The organism is Pseudomonas edaphica (genome assembly GCF_005863185.1).
Taxonomy (GTDB): domain Bacteria; phylum Pseudomonadota; class Gammaproteobacteria; order Pseudomonadales; family Pseudomonadaceae; genus Aquipseudomonas; species Aquipseudomonas edaphica.
Genome location: NZ_VBVZ01001068.1, coordinates 1 through 867, shown reverse-complemented (window position 1 = coordinate 867; position 867 = coordinate 1). Strand labels below are relative to the sequence as shown.

Sequence of the window (867 nt, the reverse complement as noted above, 5' to 3'; positions counted from 1 at the left end):
GTTTTTTATGTTTGATTACTCCGCACGTCCAGAGCTGCTCAAAGACCGGGTGATCCTGGTGACCGGTGCCGGTCGCGGGATCGGCGCGGCGGCGGCAAAAACCTATGCCGCCCATGGCGCCACCGTGTTGCTGCTGGGCAAGACCGAAGCCAACCTGGCCCAGGTGTATGACGAGATCGAAGCGGCCGGTCAGCCGCAGCCGGTGGTGATCCCGTTCAACCTGGAAACCGCCCTGCCCCATCAATACGATGAGCTGGCAGCGATGATCGAAAAAGAATTCGGTCGCCTCGACGGCCTGCTGCACAACGCCTCGATCATTGGCCCACGCACGCCGATCGAGCAGTTGTCCGGTGAGAATTTCATGCGCGTGACGCACGTAAACGTCAACGCGATGTTCATGCTGACCAGCACATTATTGCCACTGCTCAAGCTGTCCCAGGATGCGTCGGTGGTGTTCACCTCCAGCAGCGTCGGGCGCAAGGGCCGGGCGTACTGGGGCGCTTATGGGGTGTCGAAGTTTGCCACCGAAGGCTTGATGCAAACCCTGGCAGACGAGCTGGAAGATGTGGCATCGGTACGCTCCAACAGCATCAACCCGGGCGGCACACGCACCAGCATGCGTGCCCAGGCGTATCCGGGCGAAAACCCGATGGAAAGGCCTGCACCGGAAGACATCATGCCGGTGTACCTGTACCTGATGGGGCCGGACAGTGCCGGGATCAATGGGCAGGCGTTTGATGCGCAGTAAGCACTGACACTGTTCACCTGAAACCCCAATGTGAAACTGGGTTCATGTGGGAGCTGGCTTGTGTGGGAGCTGGCTTGCCTGCGATGGCATCAACTCGGTCTATCTGTTAAACCGAGTTG

1 protein-coding gene is annotated in these 867 nt (G+C 59.7%); it reads left to right on the top strand.

Annotation, left to right across the window (positions count from 1 at the left end):
• Positions 1-7: 7 nt before the first annotated feature.
• Positions 8-748, top strand: a complete 741-nt coding sequence (locus tag FEM54_RS33290; RefSeq protein ID WP_138454367.1) for a YciK family oxidoreductase — start codon at positions 8-10, stop codon at positions 746-748.
• Positions 749-867 lie beyond the last annotated feature (119 nt).

Bases quoted from the DNA above. Each gene is read 5' to 3' on its own strand.
- FEM54_RS33290 (WP_138454367.1), top strand. From the start codon at position 8: ATGTTTGATTACTCCGCACGTCCAGAGCTGCTCAAAGACCGGGTGATC.